This window comes from Streptomyces sp. NPDC107500, assembly GCF_055582785.1.
In genome coordinates this window covers 128,000-149,051 of record NZ_JBVJPF010000005.1, presented here as the reverse complement: position 1 = coordinate 149,051, position 21,052 = coordinate 128,000, and the positions used below count along the sequence as shown (strand labels likewise).

At 72.0% G+C, this 21,052-nt stretch carries 20 protein-coding genes and 1 tRNA gene; 8 read left to right on the top strand and 13 right to left on the bottom strand.

What is annotated here, in order from left to right; translation table 11 throughout:
- Positions 1–392 precede the first annotated feature (392 nt).
- The 7 genes from pheA to ACZ67M_RS20950 form a co-directional block, all read right to left on the bottom strand.
- Entirely contained in the window at positions 393–1,325 is a 933-nt protein-coding gene (pheA, locus tag ACZ67M_RS20980; protein ID WP_122616501.1) for a prephenate dehydratase, read from the bottom strand.
- A 94-nt stretch (positions 1,326–1,419) separates the two neighbouring features.
- A complete protein-coding gene (gene efeB, locus ACZ67M_RS20975; RefSeq protein ID WP_469852170.1) occupies positions 1,420–2,694 on the bottom strand; it encodes an iron uptake transporter deferrochelatase/peroxidase subunit in 1,275 nt (424 codons plus the stop codon).
- Between the two features lie 8 nt (positions 2,695–2,702).
- Positions 2,703–4,823 carry a copper resistance CopC/CopD family protein gene (locus ACZ67M_RS20970; protein ID WP_469852168.1) on the bottom strand — a complete coding sequence of 707 codons (2,121 nt, stop codon included), beginning with the start codon at positions 4,821–4,823 and terminating at the stop codon, positions 2,703–2,705.
- Between the two features lie 24 nt (positions 4,824–4,847).
- Positions 4,848–5,357, bottom strand: coding sequence for a copper chaperone PCu(A)C (locus ACZ67M_RS20965; protein ID WP_469852166.1), 510 nt, complete (start codon positions 5,355–5,357; stop codon positions 4,848–4,850).
- Positions 5,354–6,004, bottom strand: a complete 651-nt coding sequence (locus ACZ67M_RS20960; RefSeq protein ID WP_392011090.1) for an SCO family protein — start codon at positions 6,002–6,004, stop codon at positions 5,354–5,356. Before ACZ67M_RS20960 ends, ACZ67M_RS20965 begins: the two co-directional genes overlap by 4 nt.
- A gap of 124 nt (positions 6,005–6,128) precedes the next feature.
- Positions 6,129–6,890, bottom strand: coding sequence for a YcnI family copper-binding membrane protein (locus ACZ67M_RS20955; protein WP_385802724.1), 762 nt, complete (start codon positions 6,888–6,890; stop codon positions 6,129–6,131).
- A gap of 149 nt (positions 6,891–7,039) precedes the next feature.
- Entirely contained in the window at positions 7,040–7,894 is an 855-nt protein-coding gene (locus tag ACZ67M_RS20950) for a hypothetical protein (RefSeq protein ID WP_469852163.1), read from the bottom strand.
- Between the two features lie 233 nt (positions 7,895–8,127).
- Between ACZ67M_RS20950 and ACZ67M_RS20945 the strand changes: the two genes are divergently transcribed.
- Positions 8,128–8,592, top strand: a complete 465-nt coding sequence (locus tag ACZ67M_RS20945) for an ATP-binding protein (RefSeq protein WP_392011085.1) — start codon at positions 8,128–8,130, stop codon at positions 8,590–8,592.
- Positions 8,593–8,682: 90 nt separating this feature from the next.
- Here the strand turns inward: ACZ67M_RS20945 and ACZ67M_RS20940 are convergent, their stop codons facing one another.
- Positions 8,683–10,185 (bottom strand): aminopeptidase P family protein, encoded by a 1,503-nt coding sequence (locus tag ACZ67M_RS20940; RefSeq protein WP_451853975.1) that lies wholly within the window; start codon positions 10,183–10,185, stop codon positions 8,683–8,685.
- Positions 10,186–10,318: 133 nt separating this feature from the next.
- Entirely contained in the window at positions 10,319–11,743 is a 1,425-nt protein-coding gene (locus ACZ67M_RS20935) for a PP2C family protein-serine/threonine phosphatase (protein ID WP_469852161.1), read from the bottom strand.
- Positions 11,744–12,425: 682 nt separating this feature from the next.
- On the opposite strand from ACZ67M_RS20935, the gene ACZ67M_RS20930 reads away from it, so the two are divergent.
- Together ACZ67M_RS20930 and ACZ67M_RS20925 are read left to right on the top strand one after the other, a co-directional pair.
- Entirely contained in the window at positions 12,426–13,091 is a 666-nt protein-coding gene (locus ACZ67M_RS20930) for a bifunctional DNA primase/polymerase (protein ID WP_469852160.1), read from the top strand.
- Between the two features lie 55 nt (positions 13,092–13,146).
- A complete protein-coding gene (locus tag ACZ67M_RS20925; protein WP_469852158.1) occupies positions 13,147–13,905 on the top strand; it encodes a hypothetical protein in 759 nt (252 codons plus the stop codon).
- Between the two features lie 244 nt (positions 13,906–14,149).
- Here the strand turns inward: ACZ67M_RS20925 and ACZ67M_RS20920 are convergent, their stop codons facing one another.
- The 3 genes from ACZ67M_RS20920 to ACZ67M_RS20910 all read right to left on the bottom strand — a co-directional run bounded on the left by ACZ67M_RS20920 (position 14,150) and on the right by ACZ67M_RS20910 (position 17,088).
- Positions 14,150–15,115, bottom strand: coding sequence for a DUF5926 family protein (locus ACZ67M_RS20920; protein WP_361356592.1), 966 nt, complete (start codon positions 15,113–15,115; stop codon positions 14,150–14,152).
- A gap of 345 nt (positions 15,116–15,460) precedes the next feature.
- Entirely contained in the window at positions 15,461–16,099 is a 639-nt protein-coding gene (locus ACZ67M_RS20915; RefSeq protein ID WP_361356591.1) for an ATP-binding protein, read from the bottom strand.
- A 161-nt stretch (positions 16,100–16,260) separates the two neighbouring features.
- Positions 16,261–17,088 carry a glycerophosphodiester phosphodiesterase gene (locus ACZ67M_RS20910; protein ID WP_392011069.1) on the bottom strand — a complete coding sequence of 276 codons (828 nt, stop codon included), beginning with the start codon at positions 17,086–17,088 and terminating at the stop codon, positions 16,261–16,263.
- 271 nt (positions 17,089–17,359) lie between these two features.
- Between ACZ67M_RS20910 and ACZ67M_RS20905 the strand changes: the two genes are divergently transcribed.
- Both ACZ67M_RS20905 and ACZ67M_RS20900 read left to right on the top strand, forming a co-directional pair.
- Complete coding sequence (locus ACZ67M_RS20905) at positions 17,360–18,871, top strand: S1C family serine protease (RefSeq protein ID WP_467320441.1); 1,512 nt, start codon at positions 17,360–17,362, stop codon at positions 18,869–18,871.
- Positions 18,872–18,930: 59 nt separating this feature from the next.
- Positions 18,931–19,017 (top strand) — tRNA-Ser (locus ACZ67M_RS20900).
- A gap of 153 nt (positions 19,018–19,170) precedes the next feature.
- Here ACZ67M_RS20900 and ACZ67M_RS20895 read toward each other — a convergent pair.
- Positions 19,171–19,929, bottom strand: coding sequence for a GntR family transcriptional regulator (locus ACZ67M_RS20895; RefSeq protein WP_469852157.1), 759 nt, complete (start codon positions 19,927–19,929; stop codon positions 19,171–19,173).
- A gap of 79 nt (positions 19,930–20,008) precedes the next feature.
- Here ACZ67M_RS20895 and ACZ67M_RS20890 point away from each other — a divergent pair, with 79 nt between their 5' ends.
- The 3 genes from ACZ67M_RS20890 (at position 20,009) to ACZ67M_RS20880 (ending at position 21,050) form a co-directional block, all read left to right on the top strand.
- Positions 20,009–20,287 carry a hypothetical protein gene (locus ACZ67M_RS20890; protein WP_469852155.1) on the top strand — a complete coding sequence of 93 codons (279 nt, stop codon included), beginning with the start codon at positions 20,009–20,011 and terminating at the stop codon, positions 20,285–20,287.
- Positions 20,288–20,299: 12 nt separating this feature from the next.
- Positions 20,300–20,611: a hypothetical protein gene (locus tag ACZ67M_RS20885; RefSeq protein ID WP_469852153.1), complete on the top strand. Its 312-nt coding sequence runs from the start codon at positions 20,300–20,302 to the stop codon at positions 20,609–20,611.
- Between the two features lie 214 nt (positions 20,612–20,825).
- Positions 20,826–21,050, top strand: a complete 225-nt coding sequence (locus ACZ67M_RS20880; RefSeq protein ID WP_469852151.1) for a hypothetical protein — start codon at positions 20,826–20,828, stop codon at positions 21,048–21,050.
- Positions 21,051–21,052 lie beyond the last annotated feature (2 nt).

The window sequence follows — 21,052 nt, the reverse complement described above, 5'->3', positions numbered from 1 at the left end:
AGGAATCCACAGCCCGAAAAAGTTATCCACAGGCTGTGCGAAAGATCTGTGGACTCACGGGAGTGATCATTCCCAATTTCTGGAGGCGGCTCGTCCAAACCCTCCATGCCTGCACTTTCGAGTGGAAACGGGGCACCCGGTGTCACTCCGGAGGATGGGGTGCAAGAAACAGGTGGACGAAGGGTGGCTTGAGCCGCTGTGGACGAAGTGGGGGGCTGTAGGGGGATATATCGACTGAATGCCGTTACGTTGTCGACTTGTCCCCAGGTCGAGAAGCAGACCTGTGGATAACTCCTGTGGATAACGAAAATCAGCAGGTAGGACCGGTCGGACGGGGCAGTCGGAACCGGCAGTCAGAACCCGCTGTCGGAACCGGCAGTCAGAACCGGCAGTCAGAATCGGCCGTCCTGGCAGCGCGCCACCCAGTCCGCGGCCGCGACGAACGCCTCGTCCGAGGTGCCCGGCAGCAGTGCGTCCACATCCGCGACCCCGACCTCTGCGCGCGGGTACGAGCCCAGGTAGCGCACCTGGAGGCAGGTCCGCTTCAGGCCCATCAGCGCGTCGGCGACCCGGCGGTCGGAGATGTGCCCCTCCGCGTCGATGCAGAAGCAGTAGTTGCCGATGCCCGCGCCGGTGGGCCGGGACTGGAGCAGCATCAGGTTGATGCCCCGGGTGGCGAACTCGCCCAGCAGATCACGCAGGCCACCGGGGTGGTCGTCCCGCTGCCAGAGCACCACGGACGTCTTGTCCGCGCCGGTCGGGGCCGCGGGCCGGGCCGGACGGCCCACCAGCACGAAGCGCGTCTGCGCGTTCTCCGCGTCGTGGATGTCGGCCTCCAGCACCTCAAGACCGTATCGGGCCGCCGCGAACTCGCCGGCGAAGGCGGCGTCGTACCGCCCCTCCTGGACCAGGCGGGCGCCGTCCGCATTGGACGCGGCGGACTCCCAGGCGACGTCCGGGAGGTGTGCCTTGAGCCAGTTGCGGACCTGGGGCTGGGCGGCCGGGTGGGCGGTGACCGTCTTGACGTCCGAGAGCTTGGTGCCGGGCCGGACCAGCAGCGCGAAGGTGATGGACAGCAGCACCTCGCGGTAGATCATCAGCGGCTGTCCGGCGACCAGCTCGTCGAGGGTGGTGGTGATGCCGCCTTCGACGGAGTTCTCGATCGGCACGAACGCGGCCTCGGCCTCGCCCGTGCGCACCGCGTCGAGCGCGGACTGGACCGAAACGTACGGGACCAGCTCCCGGGTCGCCGTTTCCGGAAGTGTGCGCAGGGCGACTTCGGTGAAGGTGCCTTCAGGGCCGAGATACGCGTAACTGGCTGGCATGAACCTCACCCTAATGGGCCCGGGGAGACGCGGCTCACGTGTCTTGCACCGGCCCCTCGCACGGGTGGGACCCGGTTGCTCCCGGGCCGCCGGGTCACGCCTCCAGCAGCCGCTGGCCCACGTACTCACCCTCCGCGGCCCCGCCCGGCACCGCGAACAGACCGCTCGCCTCGTGCCGGATGAACTGCGAGAGGGCGTCGCCCCGGTCCAGCTTGCGCTGCACGGGTACGAAGCCGCGCAGTGGGTCGGCCTGCCAGCAGATGAAGAGCAGGCCCGCGTCCGGGACACCGTCGGCGTCGAAGCCGTCGTGGTACGAGAAGGGGCGGCGGACCATGGCCGCGCCGCCGTTCTGGTCGGGCCGGGTGATGCGGGCGTGGGCGTTGATCGGGACGACGAGGTTCCCCGCCTCGTCCGTCTTCTCCAGGTCCATCTCGGTCGTCTCACCGCCCCCGGACAGCGGCGCCCCGTCCGACTTGCGGCGGCCGATGACGTCCTCCTGGCCCTTGAGCGAGAGCTTCTCCCAGTCGTCGAGGAGCATGCGGATCCGGCGTACGACGGCGTAGGAGCCGTTCGCCATCCAGGTCCGATCGTTCTTCGCGGGCTGTTCGGGGACGAAGATCCGCCGGTCGAAGTCGGCCTCGGACGGCTTCGGATTGCGGGTGCCGTCGACCTGTCCCATGAGGTTGCGGGCTGTCATCGGGCGGGCGGTGGCGCCCGGTGACCGGTTGAAGCCGTTCATCTGCCAGCGGACACGGGCGGCGGCTCCGGCGTCCCGCTGGAGGGCGCGCAGGGCGTGGAAGGCGACCAGGGAGTCGTCCGCCCCGATCTGCACCCACAGGTCGCCGTTGCTGCGGTTCTTGTCGAGGTGGTCGGAGGAGAAGTCGGGGAGCGGGTCGAGGGCGACCGGGCGTTGTCCGTCCAGGCCGGTCCGGCCGAAGAAGCTGTGCCCGAAGCCGAAGGTGACGGTCAGCGAGGAGGGCCCCGAGTCCCGGGCCACGTCCGTGTCACGGGTGCCTGCCGGTTCACCCGCCATCAGCCGGCGTGCGGTGTCGGACCAGCGGCGCAGCAGCGCGGCGGCCTCCTTGCGTCCGGCGCCGGCCGCCAGGTCGAAGGCGACGAGATGGCCACAGGCCTGCATGGGGTCGGTGATGCCGGGCTGATGTTTCCCGTGAAACATCGCCCGCCCGCTGCCCAGCGAGGTGAGCGGGGCGGCCGCCGTGGAGGGGGCGGCGGCGTAGCCGGTGGCGCCGCCGGCCGCGCCGAGTACGAGCCCCGTGGCACCGGCGGTGCCGAGCAGCCGCCGACGCGAGATGCCCTCGCGGTCGGCGGTCTCGGCGTTCGGGGCTTGCGGAGTGGACTGGTCAGACATGGTGCGGTTCAGCCGATCTGCGCGTTCTTGGAGACGGTCACCTGGTCGATGTCGGAGGTCCGCACGGTCACCGAGACTTCCCAGTCGCCGCCGATCGGGATCTGCACTCCGCTCGCCGACCAGTGGCCGGTGGTGATGTGGTCCGGGGCGACGGGCAGCGGCCCGATGTCCTTGGCCTCCTGGGTCAGAGCGACCTTCACCTCGGGTAGGTCGAAGGCGGTCCCGTCCGGGCGCTCGACGTAGAGGTGCATCTCGTTGGCGCCGACCCGGGCGGGGTCGAGTTCGACCCGTACGACGCCCTTGCCGTTCTGGGCGCCGGTGTCGAAGGGCATGTCCAGGGTCACCGCGCCGGTGGACGGTGCGGGCGTGGTGGCGGAGGAGGCGCCGGTGGCCTTGGCCTCCTGCTCCGTCCGGCCCGGCTCGGTCTGGGTCAGCACGGTGGTGACGGCCAGCAGGACGACGGCGACGCCCGCCTCGGCGAGCACGGAGCGGCGCAGTCCGAAGCGGTTCGGGTCGGCGTCCCGCTGCCGCTTCTGCCGGGCGGCGTCCACGGCGGCGCGCTGCCGGGCGAGCTGAGCGGCACGCTGGGAGCCACCGGAGCCGTTCGAGGACCCGGAACCCTTCCCGCCTCCGACCCCCTTGGCGCCCGCCTTGGCACCCGTACCGGCCCCCTTGGCACCCGTACCGGCCCCCTTGGCACCCCCGGAGCCCTTCGAGCCACCGGTCGCCTTGCCGGAGGTCACCGCCTTGCCGGACGCCGCCGACTTCTCGGAACCCTTCGCCTTCTCGTTCCCGCGGCCGGACGACGCGCCCACCCGCTCCTTCTCCGCCTTCTCCCCCTTCTGGCCTTTCTCGCGCTTCTCCCCCTGCTCCCGCTGCCGGACCACGCCCGGGCTCGCGGTCCCCGCCAGCTGCGCCGTCCAGCGGCGCGAGAGGTAGGCGATGCCGACCAGCACCGCGACGAGCCCGATCTTGACGAGGAGCAGCTGTCCGTACCGCGTCTCGGTGAAGGCCGTCCAGGAGCCCAGCTGGCGCCAGGACTGGTACGTACCGGTCACCACCAGCGCGACCACGCTGCCGAAGGCGACGCGCGAGAACCGGCGTACGGCGACGGCCGGGACCGGGGTGTCCGCGGGGCCGCGGTACAGCGCGGCGAGGAGGGCGGTGAGTCCGCCGAACCAGGTGGCCACGGCGAGCAGGTGGACGATGTCGGCCGGCATGGCGAGCCCGGCCTGGAGGCCCACGGAGGCGTGCTCGGACATCGCCCAGGTCGCCGCGAGACCCGACGCGACGACGGCCCCGCCGACCGCGAGCCCGAAGGTGAGGTCCCTCTTCTCCTCGTCCTCCCGCTTGTCGTAGGCGCCGAAGAGCACGGCGACGAACAGCGCGGCGGCCGCGAGCAGCAGCAGCCGGGAGACCAGGGCGGCGCCGGTCTTGGTCTGGAGTACCTCGCCGAGCAGGTTCAGGTCGAGGATGTCACCGGCCTTCCCGGAACCGGTGTAGGAGCCGCGCAGCAGCAGGAGCATGAGGGTGGCCGCGGTCAGCGCGAGCCACCCGGAGACGACGACCCGCTGGACGACGCGGACCCCGGAGCCGCGCGGCCAGCAGGCCAGCACGAACGCGGCGCCGCCCACCATTACGGCGAACCCGGCGTACGACACGTACCGGCCGAAGCCGTAGAGAGCGCCGACGAACCCGCCGCCCGCCTCTTGGACGGAGGCGGAGACCGAGGTGTCGGACGGGGCTCCGACGGAGAAGGTGTACGCGCCGGCGACGGGGTGGCTGTCGGCGGAGACCACCTGGTAGGTCACCGTGTAGGTGCCGTCGGGCAGCCCGGTGTGCAGCTTCACGGAGTACGTCGTGCCCCCCGTGCCGGACGGGCTGCCGTCGTCGACGCGCTTGCCCTTGGGGTCCAGGACGCGCAGCGAGTCGTCGTCCACGGAGACCGACTCGGAGAAGGTGAGCGACACCTGGGCCGGAGCCCGGTCGACCACCGCCCCCTGCTGGGGGTCGCTGCCGGTCAGGGCGGCGTGCGCGGAGGCCGGTCCGGCGCCGGCGAGCAGGGCGCAGGCCGCGGCCAGGAGCAGCAGCACCAGGGTCCGGAAGCGTGGGGCGATGGTCTGCGTCAAGGTGGTCCCTCCCTCGGTGTCCGGTCAGTTTCCGGTGTGTGCGGAGTGTCCGTCGGCGGGCTGGTAGGTGGCCGCCTTCACGGGCACCTTGACCGTGACGGGGTCGGACTGGGCGAAGTGCAGTTCGACGGTGACCGACTGGCCCTGCTTCGGCTGCTGCTTCAGGTTCTCGAACATCAGGTGGTTTCCGCCGCTCTTGAACACGAGTTGACCGTCCGCGGGGATCTTGAGGCGGTCCACCTCCTTCATCGTCCCGTCGACGGTCTCGTGCACGGTGACGTCGCCGGCCCCGCTGGTGACCGAGGTCAGTTCGTCGTCCGAGTCGCCCTTGTTGGTGATGGTGAGGAACCCGGCGGCCATCGAGGCGGAGACCGGCTGCGGTATGTAGGCCGCGCCGACCGAGAGTTCGGCCCCTGAGGCACCGGAGGCGCCGGAGTCCGCGGCGCCGGAGTCCCCGCCGCCGCAGCCCGCGAGGGCCAGCGTGCCGATCACCGCGAACGCGGCGAGGGCGGGGCGGGTGCCGCGGCCGCTCACGGGTTCTCTCCCTTGACGAGCTTGGGCAGGTCCTTGGTGTAGTCGTCGACCGTGGCGTCCTCGCCGTAGAGGACATAGCCCGCGTCGGACTTCGGGGAGAAGGCGACGACCTGGGTGCCGTGGGTCGAGACGATCTTGCCGTTCTTGTCCTTGGCCGGCGGGTCGATCGAGATGCCGAGGGTGCGGGCGCCGGCCTGGATGGTGTCGAAGTCGCCGGTCAGCCCGACGATCTGCGGGTCGATGCCCTTGAGCCACTTGCCCAGCGCGGCCGGGGTGTCCCGTTCCGGGTCGGTGCTGACGAACACGACCCGGAGCTTGTCCTGCTCGGCCTGCGACAGCTGCTTCTTGGCCACGGCGATGTTGTTCATGGTCAGGGGGCAGACGTCGGGACAGTGCGTGTAGCCGAAGTAGACCAGCGTGGGCCGTCCGGCGGTCTGCTCGCGGAAGTCGTACTTCTTGCCCTGGGTGTCGGTGAGGACGAGATCGGGCTTCTCGAAGGGCTTGTCGAGGACGGTGGCGGCCTGCTGTGCGGTGTCCTCGGAGACCACGGTGACCGGCTTGTCGCTGTCGGCGCCGCTGCCGCAGGCGGACAGCGTCAGGGAGGCGGCGGCGAGCAGGGCGGCCGCGGCGAACGTCTTCTTGCGCATAGAAAAATGTCCCAGATGTGAGGTGCACCGGTGCGCGCCGAGGGCCGTCGGACCGACGGAACGGCGCGCACCGGACGTGAGGATGCGCCGACGGGGTGGCGTCGGCGCACCGGCGCGGGCGTCGTTACGCCGACGCGCCGGAGTCGCGCCGGCGGCCCGCCAGCACGCCGTAGCCGACGCCTGCCGCGCCGACGACGATGCCGACGATGCCGAGGACCCGGGCGGTGGTGTCGCTGCCGTCACCGGAGCCGCCGTCGGCGGAGGCCTCGGCGGCGGTGTCCTTGGCGGCCGCTTCGGCGTCGGCCCCGGCCTTGTCGTCCGACGAGTCCGCGGCGCCGTGGGCGTCGTCCTCGGCGGCGGCCAGCTCCAGCACGGGCGCCGGGTTCTCGGGCTCCTCCTGGCCCTCCTGCGGCACCTCGATCCAGCGCACGACCTCCTTGTTGGAGTACGTCTGGATGGCCTTGAACACCATCTGGTCGGCGTCCTCGGGCAGCGCGCCGATGGAGAGCGGGAACTTCTGGAAGTAGCCGGGCTCGACGCCCTTGCCCTCGGCGGTCCAGGTCACCTTGGAGACGGCCTCGGTGAGCTGCTTGCCGTGCGACTCGATCGGCTTTTCCAGCTTGGACTTGGTGACCTCGGCCTTCCAGCCGGGGACCGGCTGCGGCATGACGGACGCCAGTGGCTGGTCAGTGGGGAGGTTGATCTCCAGCTTGGTGGTGGAGGCGTTGTCGCGCTCGTTGGGGACCTTGAAGTTGACGGTCGCGTAGCCGCCCTTGGCGGCCGTGCCCTCCGGCTGCACGCTGACGTGCGCGAAGGCGGGGGCGGACAGGGCGAGGACGGCGATGCCGGAGACGGCGCAGGCGGCGGCGAGACGTGAAGCCTTCATAGCCTTCATGGACGGAGCACTCCGCTTCGAGTGGGCACCGGTACTGCACCGGTGCGGGTGAGGAGAGGGATGCGCGCACGCGCGCGTGCCGCACGACGACGGCCCCCTCCGTACTCCCTGGGCGGAAGCGGGGTGGTGGACGTGTCGTGTCAGGCGGCGAGGGCGAACACGTCGCTCGGCGGACCGCGCCTGATCACCGTGTGCTGGAGTGCGGTGGTACGGGGCCTCGACGGCGCCAGCAGGGCGGGACGCGGCGGGCGCGGGCCCGTACCGGGGGCGCCGGCGAGCCCGGCGTGCAGGGCGCGCACCAGGGAGAGCGCCGCGCGCAGGGCGCGTACGAACGCTCCCTCGGCCACCGAGTGCGCCGAGTGCGCCGACAGTTCGACGAGCCGGGCCAGTGCCAGGTCCCCGCGGCGCAGCAGCCAGCCGGCGGCCAGGGCCGCGAGGACGTGGCCGAGCAGCATCGGCAGGGACGGCAGCAGCGCGGCGGGGTCGCCGGCGCCGGCCAGCGCGTCGGCGGGATGGTGCGTGGCGCCGGCGGAGGCGTCCGGTGCGACCCGGGCGTCGTCGAGGATCCGCTGGGCCTGGGCCGGGCTGATCGCCGCGGCCGTGGTCCCGCAGACCAGCCGTGCCGCCTGCTGGACCAGAGAGGCGTCGGACAGCCCGCCCGTCGCTCCGGCGGCGCCGGCCCCGGCGGCCGTGCCGGATGCGGTGACCGCGGCGGTTCCGTGCTGGCCCAGTCCGAACAGGACGTGCAGCGCGGTCTGTCCGACGGCGAGCAGCGCCACGATGCCCGGCAGCGAGCGCAGCCGGCCGGCGAGGGGCGCGGCGACCACGACCGCCCCGAGGAATCCGGCCCCCAGCGACCACAGCGGAACCGTGGCGCAGGAGGCGAGGGTGTGCCCGGCCGCGGCCAGCACGACGCAGACCGCGGCGAACACCGCGGCCCGCAGGACCCGGAGATCGTTCCCGGAGCGCGCCGTTGGCGGGTGGGGGGCAGTCATGGCGGGCTCATCATCGCACTGACGCCCCCGGCGCCGTACGGCAGGTCCACAAGGTGCGGTACGCCCCGAAGTGAACCGGAAGATCACTCTCTGGTGTGAGCCGTGCCGCATACACCGGCGCACGACGGCGCCACATCCGCCAGATGAGCGGTGTCACGGCCCGGGCGTGCTTACACCGGGGTGTGAGGGGCAATACGTAACGGTATGTCGAGCCGCGGCCGGGAGGCTGGAGCATGAGCATCTGGTGGTCACTCCATTTGCGGCGCGAGGCTGCGAGCGTGCCCCTGGCCCGCCGCCTGCTGATCGGCACCATGGAGAGCGCGGGCGTCGACCCCGACATCTCCTTCGATCTCTCCGTAGCCCTGAGCGAGGCCTGCGCCAACGCCGTCGAGCACGGCGGGGACGACGGCGCGGGCGGCCCCACGGAGGCCTACCGGGTCACGGCCTACCTGGACGGCGAGCGCTGCCACATCGAGGTCTCCGACACCGGCCCCGGGTTCCCCGCCGCCGCGCCGGGCCGGCCGGGGAGCGTGGGCCGCCCGGTCTCCGCGGACGCCGAGAGCGGACGGGGCCTGTGTCTCATCCGGGAACTGGCGGACCACGTCCAGATCGGCAGCGAGCCGGGGCGCAACGGCGCGGTGGTGAGCTTCGACAAGATCCTCAAGTGGCGGGAGGACGCGCCGCTGGTGGCGGTCTGACCCGACGGCACGACCCAACGAGGAGACGACACGACCGGGCGGTACGACGACGGCCGGGCACCGTGAAGGTGCCCGGCCGTCGTTCGTGCGTCAGCCCTTCAGCGCCGCCATCCACTCCTCGACCTCGTCCGACCGGCGCGGCAGCCCGGCGGACAGGTTCCGGTTGCCGTCCGCGGTGACGAGGATGTCGTCCTCGATGCGGACGCCGATGCCCCGGTACTCCTCGGGCACGGTCAGGTCGTCGGCCTGGAAGTACAGACCCGGCTCGACGGTGAGCACCATGCCGGGCTCCAGGGTGCCGTCGACGTAGGACTCCACCCGCGCGGCGGCGCAGTCGTGCACGTCCAGGCCGAGCATGTGACCGGTGCCGTGCAGCGTCCAGCGGCGCTGGAGGCCCAGCTCCAGCACCCGCTCGACCGGTCCCTCGACCAGGCCCCACTCGACCAGCCGCTCGGCCAGCACGCGCTGCGACGCGTCGTGGAAGTCGCGGTACTTGGCGCCCGGCTTCACGGCCGCGATCCCGGCCTCCTGGGCGTCGTACACCGCGTCGTAGATCTTCTTCTGCAGCTCGCTGTAGCGGCCGTTGATCGGCAGCGTGCGCGTGACGTCCGCCGTGTAGTACGTGTGCGTCTCCACGCCGGCGTCGAGCAGCAGCAGGTCGCCGGAGCGGACCGGGCCGTCGTTGCGGACCCAGTGCAGGGTGCAGGCGTGCGGTCCTGCGGCGCAGATGGAGCCGTAGCCGACGTCGTTGCCCTCCACGCGCGCGCGGAGGAAGAAGGTGCCCTCGATGTAGCGCTCGCTGGTCGCCTCCGCCTTGTCGAGGACCTTCACGACGTCCTCGAAGCCGCGCACGGTGGAGTCGACGGCCTTCTGCAGCTCGCCGATCTCGAACTCGTCCTTGACGAGGCGGGCCTCGGAGAGGAACACGCGCAGTTCCTCGTCGCGCTCGGCGGTGACCTTGTCGGTGAGGGCGGCCTCGATGCCCGCGTCGTGGCCGCGCACGACGCGCACCGGGCCGGTGGCCTCGCGCAGGCTGTCCGGCAGCTCGCGGACGTCGGAAGCGGGGATGCCGTACAGCTTCCCGGCCTCGGTGAGGGAGTGGCGGCGGCCGACCCACAGCTCGCCCTGGCCGCTGAGCCAGAACTCGCCGTTCTCACGGTCGGAGCGGGGCAGGAGGTAGATCGTGGCGGTGTGGCCGTCGCCCCTGGGCTCCAGGACCAGGACGCCGTCCTCCGTCTGGTTGCCGGTCAGGTACGCGTACTCGACCGAGGCGCGGAAGGCGTACTCCGTGTCGTTCGACCGGGTCTTCAGGTTGCCCGCGGGGATCACCAGGCGCTCACCCGGGAAGCGGGCGGACAGCGCGGCGCGGCGGGTGGCGGTCTCGGCGGCCTGGGCGATGGGCTCCAGGTCGTACAGCTCCGTGTCGGCCCAGCCGGACTTCATGTTCTCGGCCAGCTCGTCGGACACGCCCGGGTACAGGCCGTTCTTGCGCTGCTTGACCGGCTCGTCGCCGTCCGCGTCAGCGGCGTCCTCAAGCACGGCCTCCGGGGTCTCCGGGATCTCCGGGTTCTCCTGGGTGAGCTCCTCCGCCACGGTCATCCTCCTCGATACGGCACTGGACCACCCCCATCGTACGGTCGTACGGAAGGGGGCCCAGGGGCGAAGGGCCTGTTACCGGGAGGTCGCTACCGTCCGTTATCCGCGGCCTCCGAGGCGTCATTGTCCGTTATTCGAACCGGACGGCCAGCAGGACGACGTCCTCCTCGGAGTCCGCGTCGGCCTTCCCGTCCGGCAGCACGGTGCGCAGGACGTGGTCGGCGATCGCGTCCGGATCGTGGCGCGCGGCCCTCGGTACACCGGCGGCGGCCGCGTGCAGCCGGGCGAAGGCACGGTCGGCCCGGTCCCCCGTGCGGTGCAGCAGCCCGTCCGTGTACAGCAGAACCGTCTCTCCCGCTTCGGCCTGCACCTCCACGCTGGGCGCCTCCCAGCAGGCGAGCATGCCGAGCGGCGCCGAGACGGAGGTCTCGACGAACTCCGTGCGCCGTTCCCCGATCAGCAGCGGCGGGCTGTGCCCGGCGCCGGCCAGGGTGATCCGGCGCAGCGCGGGCTCGCAGTAGCCGAACAGCGCGGTGGCCGAACGGGCGGGCTCGGTCAGGCGCAGCAGCAGCTCCAGGTCGGACAGGACGGCGACCGGGTCCTCGCCCTCCATCACGGCGTACGCCCGCAGCGAGGCGCGCATCCGCCCCATCGCGGCGACCGCGCTGGGCCCGGCTCCGGTGACGGAGCCGACGGAGAGACCGAGCGCGGCGTCCGGCAGCGGCAGCGCGTCGTACCAGTCGCCGCCGCCGCGCGGGCCGGTGCGGTGCCGGGCGGCGAGCTGGACGCCGGGCACCCGCGGCAGGCGGGAGGGCAGCAGCTCCTCGGCCATCGTCGCCATGCACGCGCGCGTGCGCTCGACCTCCAGGAGGCGGGTCAGGTGGGGCGCGGCGTACCGGACGTAGAGGCCGGCCAGGTGGCGCTGGTGCTCGTCCGGTTCGGCGGGTTCGTCGTAGAGCCACGCGGCGGCGCCGAGCCGTCCGGTGCCCTCGGCGGAGAGCGGGAGCGCGTAGCTGGCGGCGTAGCCGAGGCGGGCGGCGACCTCGCGGTGGCGCGGGTCGAGGCCCTTCTCGGCCAGCAGGTCGGGCTCGGCGACCCCGTCCTCGTCGACCGGCAGCCCGTCCAGGATCCGCCCGTAGGACAGGGAGGTCCGGGGCACGGTCTCGATGTGGCCGAGGTCGGCACGGGCCAGCCCGAGGCCGATGGTGGTGTCCGGGCCGAGTCCGTCGGCCGGCTCCAGGATGACGAGACCGCGCCGGGCGCCCACCAGGGCGGCACCGGCGCGCAGCAACTCCTGGAGGCCGTCGGAGAGGGTGTCCGTACGGACCAGGCGTTCGGTCAGTTCGTGCAGGGTCGTGAGGTCCGAGACCCAGCCGGCCAGCCGGTCCTGGAGGAGGAGGCCGGGGGCGGAGCCTTTGCCCGGGGCGTCGGCGGCGGCAGCGGCTTCCGAGGTGTCCGGCGGGGCGGCGTCGGGGGCGGCGGGCGCGACAGTGTGTGCGGGGGGCGGGACCACTGAATCGATTCCGGCCACTTTCGGAGGGTGCGGGGCGTTCATGGTGTCCGGCTTTCCGACCGGCGCTTACTGCTCAAAAGCATCGCAAACCCCCATGTCATTCTGCGCCGCTAGCAGTGTCTCCACATGTACACGCACTCGTAAGGGGATGTCCAGCATTGTCCTGCCGGGATTCCTGGTGTCCGTGGGGTGCGAGCGGCCTCCTTCCGGAACTCTTGCGGAAAAGCTAGATTGGCTTGAAACTGCCCCAGAGGACGGCTTGTTGCGGTCGACTGGGGGTGCTTCACGGAGCGTCACAGCGGTCGTGATGGGTACGTACTCGGAGAAGGCCGGGGGTGGTTGGGGGCCACCCGGAACCTGGCGACGGACCCGGGCGTCCTATCCACCGACGACCGTGCCCCATCCTCCCGTGGCGGAGGCGGAGAGAAATACGCGGAACGGCAAACGCCAGACTTCGCCACCCCCGCGCCACGCCCATGCTTTAGCCAGACGCAGTGTGGACGGACCGTCACGGACGCAGTCAGTGCTCGACCCACAGGGGTTTCCCCTGCCTTTGGCAGTGGCGTTCCCCGGCAGGGTGCCGCTCGGGGGAGCGCGCCCTGGTGTGGGGGTCGTCCCGCGGCACGGATGTGATGCGCCACCAAGCTACGCACAGCGAATGCTCGACACATGGTGTGAGTGACCACGGTGTTGCCAGGCGTGCAACGGAAAGGAACGAGCGCTCATGCGCGAGATCCTCGGAAGGCGACGCAGGCTCCTGTCCCGGCACGACGGCGGGCGGCCTGAGCTGATCGGCGCGGCCCTGACCTACGCGACGCAATGGCAGTGGCCCGTCCTCCCGGGCGTGGCGGCGGACCCGCAGGCGCGGACCCGCTGCGGCTGCCCCGATCCCGAGTGCACGGTGCCGGGCGCGCATCCCTTCGACCCCGGTCTCCTCGCGGCCACCACCGACGCGCGCATGGTGCGCTGGTGGTGGAGCAACCGGCCCTCCGCGCCGATCGTCCTGGCCACCGGCGGCGCCGCCCCGTGCGCGGTCTCGCTGCCCGCCCTGCCGGCCGCCCACGCCTTGGCCGCCCTCGACCGCGCCGGCCTGCGGGTCGGCCCGGTCGTCGCCTCGCCCACCCGCTGGTCGCTGCTGGTGCGGCCCTACTCCATGGAGCAGCTGGGCGAGCTGCTCTACGCCAAGGACTTCGTCCCCGGATCCCTGCGTTTCCACGGCGACGGCGGCTACCTCGCGCTGCCGCCGTCCGAGACCGGCGGCGGCGCCGTCCGCTGGGAGCGGGCACCGCTGCCCGGCTCCGCCTCGCCCTGGGTGCCCGACGTGGAGGCCATGGTGGACGCGGCCGTCGACGCCCTCACTCGTACGGGTGTGAGCGCGCCCGAGTTGTAGGGGTCTCCGGCGCGCGCGGAGGGTCTGCCCGGCCTTCGTCGTTATCGTCCGGACCATGCCGCTTCATGCAGGGGAGCACCGTGCCGCCGCGCCGCACCGCGTCGGCCTGCACCGCGCCGGGCCGCGCCGTGGAGGGCTGGACCGGCGGCGCGTCCGTCTGTACGGCATCGCCGGCGTCGTGGTCTGCGCGGTGGTGCTGCCGTTCGCCGTGGCGTCCGCGGGGCCGCCGCCCGACCCCGGGTCCGACACCCCCGCGACCGTCCGGCTCCTCTCGCAGGGCGGTGACTCCAAGGCGTCCGACGGTGCCGTCGGCGCCGCCGTGCCGAGTGGGGCCGCCGCTCCGCGTTCGCCGCTGCCGCCCGGCCCGGCCACGGCCGTGCGCTGCGGGCCCGAACTCACCTCGCCCGAAGGCGTCGAGGCGCAGACCTGCGTCCTGGCCCAGGGGCCGGAGACCTGGGCGCGGACCTACTACCGCAACGCCACCGGTGACCGGCTCGAAGCCGTGCTGAGCCTCATGGGGCCCGACGGGCGCAGCCTGCGGATGCGGTGCGCCGTGAGCGCCGAGGACGCGCCGGGCACCTGCGAGACACCCCGGGAACGCGCCCGGGGCGGATTGGCCGGATACACCGCGGTCGCGGAGTTCGCGAGCCGGGCCGGGTACGGGCCGCTGCTGCTGCGCACCGGCAGCAACAGGGACACCGGACGCGACGCGGAGAGCCAGGACGACGCGGGCGCCGGGAGTAGCGGAAGCAACGCGTTCGTCGGGAACCCCGACCGCGGGAGGAGCAACTCACCTGCGGAAACGGGGAGTTGACCGCCGGTCGCGGTGCGTGCGCGACCCGGGACATGGAAAGACCCGGTTGCTGGCGACGGGGGATGCACCAGCAACCGGGCTACTCGAACGGTAACAAGAGATCGGCTGTTAGCAAATTCGATCTCCTGTTTTCCGGTCACCGACTGGCTTGTCCGCGCCATGAGTTGTGACTGGAGTCACCCACTCCACGGCGGGCGCTCCGGCTGACCGGTCGGTCAGCCGGGCCGGCCCGTGCCGCCGCGCGTCAGCTGAGGGTCACCTGCCGGTTGGTCAGGCCGCCGCGCGCCCGGCGCTCGTCGTGCGTGAGCGGAGCGTCCGCGGACAGGGCCTCGGCGAGCCGCTCACCGAACTCGGCGGCGGGCTTCTCGATGTCCTGCGCGGTGACCTCGCTCGGCAGGTCCCACACCGGCACGGTGAGCCCGTGGGCGCGGAAGGAGCCGACGAGGCGCGTGCCCTCGCCGAGCGACGACCGGCCGGCCGCGTGGAGCCGCGCGAGAGCGTCCAGAAGCCGCTCCTCCTCGTGCGGCATGACCCAGCGCAGGTGGTTCTTGTCCGGCGTCTCGCACCAGTACGCGGCGTCCACGCTCTGCAACCGGACGGTCGGGATGGCCGCGGCGTTGGCCCGCTCCAGGGAGGCGGTCACCTCCGGCGTGGCGTTGTCCGGGTCCGGCACCCAGAACTCGAAGCCCGTGTGCACCTCCGGCTCGAACGCCCCCTCGGGCGCGAGCAGGTCCTGCAGCCTGGGACCCTCGGCCGGCGCGCGGCGGCCCTGCACCGGGGTGCCCGGCGCGGCCTCCAGTGCCTGCTTGAGGGTGTCGGCGAGGTCGCGGCTGATGTCGCCCGAAGCCGTGTCGTTCTGCAGGCCGAGCAGGACCGAGCCGTCGTCGCGGCGCAAGGCCGGCCAGGCCATCGGGAGCACCGTGGCCAGAGTGACGGAGGGGACGCCCTCGGGCAGGCCGTCCCGCAGGGTCAGCTCCACCGTGGCCGCCGGGACCAGCTCCCGCAGGGCCACCCAGTCGCACTCGCCGGGCAGCCCCTCGAAGGGGCGGTGCACCAGCGCGGTCGTGGCCTGCGCGGCCGCTCGGCCGTGGCACGCCTTGTAGCGGCGGCCGCTGCCGCAGGGGCAGGGTTCGCGGGCACCGACGACCGGGATCTCTCCGGCGGTGGCCTGCGGGCGCTTGGCCTTCGTCTGGGGTCGCTTCTTGGCCATCGTGGGTGTCTCCCGGTGGGCGGCTCATCTCGTACGGCGCGAGCCTAGCCGTTCGCGCGGGGACCGACGGGAACCTGTGGACAACGGGGCGTCTGTGGACAGGGGATGGGCCTGTGGGCCTGGACAGGTCCGGATGGGCCTGGGCGGCCCTGGGGGGAATCGCGACGGGCGGCTGCGCGAAGTCGGGGACCCTGCGAGGCCGACAACGGGAGTCGGCCCGGCCCGTGTCCTGGCTCGCCGCCTCTGCGCCGAACGCCGTCGCGCGCCACCACGCCTACTCGCCACCGCGCCACCGGGTCTCCCTGCCTCGCAGGGGCAAAAGGCACCGTGCGCAGTCGGCGGGGGTCAGCCCGCCTCTTCGACGACGTCCGCGAAGTCCAGACCGGGGATCTCCGACACCGCCGGTGCCGCGATGCGGGTGGCGAAGTCGTCCCGCCGATGTCCGGCGTCCGGGTCGTGCACGTCGTCGTGGACGACGACCCAGACCGTGACCTCGCCGCGCGCGTCGTCCCGTACGCCCCAGTCGTCGGCGAGCGCGGTGATGATGTTCAGCCCGCGGCCGCCGTGCGCGGTGACCGAGGGGGTCGCCGGCGTCGGTCGGGTCGGACCGCCGCCGTCCGTGACCTCCACGACCAGCCGGCCGCGCGGGTCCACCTGCCACGCGGCGCGCACGTCGCCGTCGCCGGCGAGGGCGTCGCCCAGCGGGCGGCCGTGCTTGCACGCATTGCTCAAGAGTTCGGAAAGGACCAGTACGGCGTCGTCGATGACCGGTTCCGCCACACCGCCGCTGCGCAGTTGCTCGCGCATCCGGTGCCTTGCTCTCCCCACGCCCGCAGGGCCATGGGGAACGGCCATGCTCGACGACGTGGGCACTTCCTGTGCCACCACCAACGCCACCCCCGAGACCTCCTTCGCCCCACGCCACGGTGTGGATGCCCCTCTGGCCTGAACCGGAAACCGGACCGTCCTCGCCCAGTGACGCATTCGACACGGTCGAACACGCAACGAACGCGCCGGAGCACTCCCTGTAATCACGTGGCTGGATTTCGTCGGTGTGGCCGAGACCGGAGAATGCGGCAGACGGGCCTCCGGGTCAAGGCCTGTGGACGAATCGACCCCCGATTCAGCGCCCGGTCAGCGCCCGATCAGCGCCCGAGGTGGTCCAGTACCGCGCGCGGCCGGTTGGTGATGATGGCGTCGACGCCCAGGTCGGCGCAGAGATCCACGTCGTCGGTGTCGTTCACGGTCCAGACGTGCACCTGGTGTCCGGCGCGCTTCAGGCGCTCGATGTAGGCGGGGTGGTTGCGCACGATCCGGATCGAGGGGCCCGCGATCCGGACACCCGCGGGCAGCCGCCCGTCGCGGAGCCTGGGTGAGACGAACTGCATCAGATAGACCGTCGGAAGCGTCGGCGAGGCGGCCCGCACCCGGTGCAGCGAACGTGCCGAGAAGCTCATCACGCGCACCGGGGAATCCGCGGCCGAGGCCGGGGCGTCGAGTCCGAACCGCTTCAGGAGCAGCAACAGCCGCTCCTCCACCTGCCCCGCCCACCGCGTGGGGTGCTTGGTCTCGATCGCCAGCTCCACCCGCCGTCCGGCGTCGGCCACCAGTTGGAGCAGCCGCTCCAGGGTCAGGACGGAGGTGTCCTCCCGGTCCTCGGGCCGGTGCTCCCAGTCCGGCTGCTCGTCGCGCGTGCGCCAGAACTCGCGGGTCCGGCGGGCCCCGAAGTCCAGCTCGGCCAGGTCGGCGAGCTCCAGCGCGGACACCGCGCCCCGGCCGTTCGACGTACGGTTGACGCGCCAGTCGTGAACACAGACGAGATGACCGTCCGCCGTCAGGCGCACATCGCACTCGAGGGCGTCCGCCCCGTGCTCGATCGCCTTCCGGTAGGCGGCCAGGGTGTGCTCGGGGGCCTCTTCGGAGGCTCCACGGTGGGCGACGACCTGAATCCGGTGCTGGCGTGCGTGGGTCACCGCGTCATGGTGCCACCGCGGGCGGGTAGACGTGCCATCGGGTCGAATCGACAACGCGTCCGTTTAGCCTTAAAAATCCCATATAAGGGATGGTCCGGGACGCACAGCAACCGCTTATGGTGCTCTGACGGCCCGTGGGAAAAGCTGATGGCATACAAAAAGGCCGGCACATCCGCACATCCGCATCGCGCCGGACCGTGGACCACCGCCTGAGCGCGGCCGAGCGCGACCAGGGTGACCGACACACTGCCGTGGAACTAGGAGAGAAGCTGTGAGCACCGAGAACGAGGGCACCGCGGTACCCCCGGCCCCGTCCGCACCCCCCGTGCCGGTGGACGCTCCCGCTGCCTCCGCCCAGCCCCCTGCCCCGCAGCAGGCTTCGGCTCCCCCGCCCCAGGACCCGGCCGCCACTCCCCAGGCACCGGCCGCAGCCCCGCCCGCCCAGGCACCGGCCGCGGCGGCGCCGCAGGGCCACACGCCGCCCGACGCCTCCTGGCCCCCGCCCCCGCCGCCGCCCGGCACCCCGTCGTACGGCGGAGGCGCCGGCGACGGTGGTCACGCCGGATACGGTCACGGCGGGCATGGCTTCGGCCAAGGCTCGGGCGACGGTACGGGAGGCGGCGGCTGGGGAGCCTCGTACCAGCAGCCCCCCGCGCCCAAGCCGGGCCGCGGCCGAAGTGGCCTGCTCGCCGGGATCCTGATCGCGGCGCTGGTCGCGGGCGGTCTGGGCGGCGGCCTCGGCTACACCCTGGCCAAGAACAACGACGACAGCGGCTCCACGACCGTCTCCGCGTCCGACACCGGCGGCTCCGTCAAGCGCGAGGCGGGCACGGTGGCCGGTGTGTCCAACAAGGCGCTCCCCAGCACGGTCACCATCCAGGCCGAGGGAAGCAACGGCGAGGGCGGCACCGGCACCGGCTTCGTCTTCGACAAGCAGGGCCACATCGTCACCAACAACCACGTGGTGGCGGAGGCGGTCGACGGCGGCAAGCTCAGCGCGACCTTCCCCGACGGCAAGAAGTACGACGCCAAGGTCGTCGGCAACGCGCAGGGCTACGACGTCGCGGTCATCAAGCTGGAGAACGCTCCCTCCGACCTGAACCCGCTCCCCCTCGGCGACTCCGACAAGGTGGCCGTGGGCGACTCGACGATCGCCATCGGCGCCCCCTTCGGCCTGTCCAACACGGTCACCACGGGCATCATCAGCGCCAAGAACCGTCCCGTGGCCTCCAGCGACGGCGGCGCGGACAGCAAGGCGTCCTACATGAGCGCCCTCCAGACCGACGCGTCGATCAACCCGGGCAACTCCGGCGGCCCGCTGCTGGACGCCCAGGGCAACGTCATCGGGATCAACTCCGCGATCCAGTCCACGAGCAACGGCGGCTTCGGCACCGGCCAGGCCGGCTCCATCGGCCTGGGCTTCGCGATCCCGGTCAACCAGGCGAAGTTCGTCGCCCAGCAGCTGATCAAGACCGGCAAGCCGGTCTACGCGAAGATCGGCGCCTCGGTCTCCCTGGAGGAGGCGACGAACGGCGCGAAGCTCACCGAGCAGGGCGTGGGCGGCTCCGACCCCGTCGAGGCGGGCGGCCCCGCGGCCGACGCGGGCCTCAAGCCCGGTGACGTCATCACCAAGCTCGACGACCGGGTGATCGACAGCGGCCCGACCCTGATCGGCGAGATCTGGACCCACAAGCCCGGCGACGAGGTCACGGTCACCTACGAGCGCGGCGGCAAGCAGCACACCACCGAACTCACCCTCGGCTCCAAGCTGGGCGACGACTGACCCACACCCCCGGACCGACCCGCTACCCTGGTCCCGCGCCACGATCACGACCGGCGCGGGGTGGGTTGCCCGAGCGGCCTAAGGGAACGGTCTTGAAAACCGTCGTGGCAGCGATGTCACCGTGGGTTCAAATCCCACACCCACCGCAGTGATACGGCCCCTGACCAGGCTTTACGGTCGGGGGCCGTTGGCGTGTGCGCTACCCGTCGAGCGCCGCTGTTCCCCGCGGTTTCCCGGCCGATCGGGCACGGAAGGGGCACGGCTGGGGCATGCCCTGAGGGGCCCTGCCGCATGGTCGCTTACGCGCGACTGATCGGAATCTCGTACACGATCTCGCAGTGAGCCGCGGGGACCACGATGTCCGCCGTCTCGACGGGCCGTCCCTGGTCGCTGTAGTACGTCCGCCGGATGTGCGTGACGAGCGCGGCTTTCTGGATGCCAAGTAGCGACGCCTCCTCGGCGGTCGCCTGCCTGGGCTCGGGCTGCTCCACGGCATGGCTGACGGTGATGCCGATGGCGGCCATCCGATTCACGACGCCTGCCCCTGCGTGCGGTCCTCCCTCGGGGAGGACGACGAGGCTACCGGCGGTGAGGTCGTACGGCTCCCAACTGGTGGAGAGCTGCACGGGCCTGCCGTCGGCCAGGAACTCATACGCGCTCCGGACACACAGCTCGCCCTCGGCGATCCCGAGCCGAGCGGCGATTTCCGCCGGGGCCGGCACCTTGGCGTCGGTCCTGCTCTCCCAGTCGCCCTGCCTGCCGACGGCCTTCATGTCCGCCCGGAACGGAGACCCTTCGGGCTGCTCGCGCGCCGACGACCGCACGACGCGCACGCGTTGCCGGGGATCGGCGACGTAGGTGCCCGAACCGGCTCGGCCCTCCAACACGCCTTGGGAGATCAGCAGCTCCTGAGCCCTGCGGACGACGTTCTCGCCCACGCCACACTCCTGGCCGATCTGCGCGCGGGAGGGGAGCCGGTCCCCCGGTTCCCACACGTGCTCCGCGATCCGCCGCCGTAGCTCGTCGGCGATGCGGAGATAGGGCGGCTGCTCAGGCATATGGAAAATCTAGTCCACTAGCTCTAATCTAGTTAACTAGCTTCACTCAAAGTGATCGCCGAGTGACGGAGGCTTCCCTGTGCCCGCTTCGCGAGTGAGCGCGGAGGACATCGCCGCTCGGTTATCGGCGGTCGGGCTCACCACACGCGTGGAAGAGCGCGACCGGTGCACGTCGGTCGAGGCGGAGGTGCCGGAATCGCTCTCCGCCGAGTCATGGCGGGAGGTCCTGGAAGTGCTGGCGGAGGCCGATCGATTCGGGCTCCACGCCACCAGCTTGAACGGCCGCACCCTTTGGGCGGTCGTACGCAAAGCGGCCCCCACGACGGGCGATGTCGGGGGACCGAGCTATCAGCGATAGGAGCTGAGCAGCGTGCTCAACCGTATCCGCCGTGCCGTCTCGCTCGCCAGAGCGCGGTACTTCCCCAAGGGCAGGCACCGCCGAGCCTTAACGCCGTCCCGGACGGCTGTGGCGCCCCCTCCCGTGCTCGCCGTAGAACCGCCGGCCGTCCCGGAATGGATGCCGGACACCGCTGGCCGCCTTCAGCTGCTCCTGGGCGAGGACAACGTGCTCGTCCGCCCGTACGTGCTGGCCTGGGAGCGGCAGCGTGCGCGCCAGCGCTCGATGATCATCGCGCCGCGACTGTCGGATGAGGCGTTCTCGACTCTGGCAGGTGTTCGCTGATGCCTCCACGTCAACGCCTCCACGTTTCGGAAACCGCGGCTGCCGCCTACCGGTCGACCGCATGCCGGTTGGGCACTCACGCAACCTGTGCGGAAGCGTCGCCACCCCTTGCGCCGGTCGATCTGCCGGTGATCTACGAGACGTGCGTCTGCCCCTGCCACCCCGGTCCCTGCCACCCCGGGCTGGACCACTCCACGCGACCGGCGGTGAAGCGGTGAGCGACTGGGCCCCCGGGGGTGCGCTGGTATCCAACGTCGAGATCACGGCGGCCACCGTTCTGCGGGGCGACATCATCCAAGTCGGCGGTCGAGCCTGCCGGGTTAGCGATCTCTTCCAGTTGCGCCAGGGCGCCAAGCAACTCCTGTTCGAGTCGGGAGAACTGCTGACCATAAACGGGCGGACCCGGCTCGTCGCCGTGCGGATGACGAGAAGGCGGTGACG